This window comes from Atribacterota bacterium (genome assembly GCA_028717805.1).
In the GTDB taxonomy this organism is placed as follows: domain Bacteria; phylum Atribacterota; class Phoenicimicrobiia; order Phoenicimicrobiales; family Stramentimicrobiaceae; genus Stramentimicrobium.
Window position 1 is genome coordinate 1 of sequence record JAQUNC010000089.1, and the last position, 2891, is coordinate 2891.

Here is a 2891-nt window from a genome sequence, read left to right on the forward strand (position 1 = left end):
GATTATAACGTTATTTTAAGACCAAAAAATTCACCAAGGATAAAAACAGAAGTAGTACAACTAAAGCTATCAGGAATGAAAAATGTTACCAATGCTTCTCTGATAATATTCGACGAGGAGGAGGTTTTAGGTTATCCATCTCCTGAGCATCTTAAGCTCACAGCAAAATTCTTACAAGAAAATAATTACCCCTTTGGAGTAATAGAATTTACTTCTCAAAAAGGTATTGATGATATAGCACTCGCTGTGAGTGCACAGACAGTAAGAGTTCATAGTATTACCAAAGAAGAAATGGAGAAAATTACCCAGAACAAGGCTATAGAGCGCTGGATCAGAGCAGCTCAAGAAAGAAATATCAGGCTTTTTTATCTGAATCCATTTTTAAACATTAGAACTGAAAATTTTGCAGAGGCAAATCTTAAATATCTTGATAGTATTAGAAAGGAGTTGTCTCGAAACGGTTTTTCTGTTGGCAAAGCAAGTCTATTTCCCAATTATGAAATTCCATTAATATATATTTATATCATTGGCATGGGCATTGTTGCAGCGGGGATACTTTTATTGGGTAACTTTTTTAGCATACTGGATAGATTTAAAATATTACTCCTTGTTGTAGGTCTTTTTTCCCTCTTCTTTATTAACATTTTTGCCGGTAAAATACTGCTAATGAAAATACTTGCTCTGGCTGGTGCTTTAATATTTCCAGTACTGGCTATAATCAAGAATAAAAAATATTTACTCGTTCCTCATTCAGTAGAGGGAGATAAGGATTCCTCTCCCTGTTATGGAGTTAATTCATATATTGAAATGACAAAGAGGATATTTTTTGGTATTTCTGGTATAATGGCCTTTTCTGTAATTGGCGGATTGTTTGTTGGAGCTTTATTAACCGACTACCGATTTATTCTGGCAATAAAGCTTTTTAGTGGGATAAAAATATCCTATATTATCCCTTTATTGTTGGTAACATTTTATTTATGGTGGAAAGATAATTCAGAAAAAAACACTCTGAGCGAGGAACTAAAAAGACCAATACTATTTGAACATGCATTTTTGGTATTTTTATTTTTAGTCTTTTTAGTAATCTATATTTCCCGTTCTGGTAATTTCTCCTTTTTACCAGTACCAGAGCTAGAAGAAAAGATGAGGTTATTTTTAGAGCAACTTCTGGTAGCAAGACCAAGGAGTAAAGAATTTTTAATCGGCTATCCCTTGCTTGCTCTGGCTATTGCTCTGAATCTTCTGGGAATTAAATATTTAAAATATATAATTATAATTATGGGAACAGTTGCTCCAGTAACTATACTCAATACCTTTTGCCATGTTCATACTCCTATTTCTTTTTCCTTGTTAAGAACCTTCCATGGCTATTGGTTAGGGTTGTTACTGGGAATTGTTTTGGCTACCATATTCTATTTCTCAATAAAGATAATCAGGGAAAGGTTTGATGAAAGAAGAAATCAATAAGGCAAAGTTAATTATGATTTCTGGCTATTTTGGATTTGATAATTGTGGTGATGATGCTATCCTGATGACTATGATCCAGGAATTATTGAGAGATATACCCAGAGAAAATATTTTTGTTCTTTCTCAATATCCAAATAAGACCAAAGAAATATATAGAGTGAACTCCATATATCGTCTAAACTTATTTTTGATATTATCTCAATTGAGAAAAACAGACCTTTTTATTAGTGGTGGAGGGGGATTATTACAGGATGTTAGTGGAAAAGGTTTAAGTGTAATTTATTATCTGAGTTTAATTATGCTTGCCCGATTGTTTAAAGTATCCAGTGTTATTTATGGTCAGGGTATAGGTCCGGTAAGAAGGCAGATTAATAGGAAAATAATCAGTCTAATTTTGAATAAGGTAAATCTAATTATGGTGAGAGACGAGCAGTCTCAGGCAATCCTAGGAGAAATTGGAATCAACAAAGAATTAGTTTCGGTATATACTGATCCCACTTTTTTATTAAAGAAAGAGAAATTGCCTGATAATATTATAAAAAAATACCATTTATATTCTCTGCCGGAAAGGTTAAATAGGGAAAAGACTATTGGAGTAGTGATTAGAAATTGTAAAGAACTTGAGCAAGATTATGAGCAAAGTATTTTACAGCTGGCTAAAATAGCAGATTATCTAATTGAAAAGCAGCAAGCGAAATTAATCTTTCTGCCATTTCAAATTAATGAGGATGTGACTTTAATTAATGATATAATCAAACAAATGAATCATTCTTCTGTTGATTGTCTTGATCAGGAAGTTAGTCCTGCTCAAATGTTATCTCTTTTCCACAAGTTATCTTTAATCATTGGAATGAGGTTTCATGCTATTATATTTGCCACAATAAGTAATTGCCCATTTATTGCCCTGAATTATGATCCTAAAGTAAGAAATTATGTTAATTCTTTAGGATTGTCGGAATTATTATTAAACATAAATCAATTAACTATAAAAAATATTGATAATAAGTTAAAATATATAAAAGATAATCAGGTCAAGATTAAAACTATTTTAAATTCTGCGACAAAACAATACCAGGATAGAGCCAATCTTGGTAATGATAGATTAAAAAATTTTATTGAAGGGAAAACTTTTCAATCTAGAAAGGAATAGAAAAAATTTGATAAGGATGTTTCATGTTTTTAAAACATTTCCTAATAAGATTCATGCCTTGTGGGATATTAATATTCATATTAAGAAAGGGGAGTTTGTTTTTTTAGTAGGACCTACCGGTGCTGGAAAAACGACATTTTTGAAATTAATCTATCGGGGGGTACTTCCCACTAAAGGACAGGTTATAGTAGATGGTGTTAATCTATCCAGATTGAAACCATCCTTAGTACCTTACTTAAGAAGGGAAATTGGCATTGTTTTTCAAGATTTTAAA

At 31.7% G+C, this 2891-nt stretch carries 3 protein-coding genes; all 3 read left to right on the top strand.

The annotated features are described in order from the left end of the window. Positions 1-1467, top strand: a 1467-nt coding sequence (locus PHD84_10745; protein ID MDD5638273.1) for a DUF5693 family protein, incomplete at its 5' end; no start/stop codon positions are given. Next, positions 1448-2617, top strand: coding sequence for a polysaccharide pyruvyl transferase CsaB (gene csaB / locus PHD84_10750; protein MDD5638274.1), 1170 nt, complete (start codon positions 1448-1450; stop codon positions 2615-2617). The genes PHD84_10745 and csaB, both read left to right, overlap by 20 nt. A gap of 16 nt (positions 2618-2633) precedes the next feature. Continuing rightward, a partial coding sequence (locus PHD84_10755; protein MDD5638275.1) for an ATP-binding cassette domain-containing protein occupies positions 2634-2891 on the top strand: 258 nt, incomplete at its 3' end.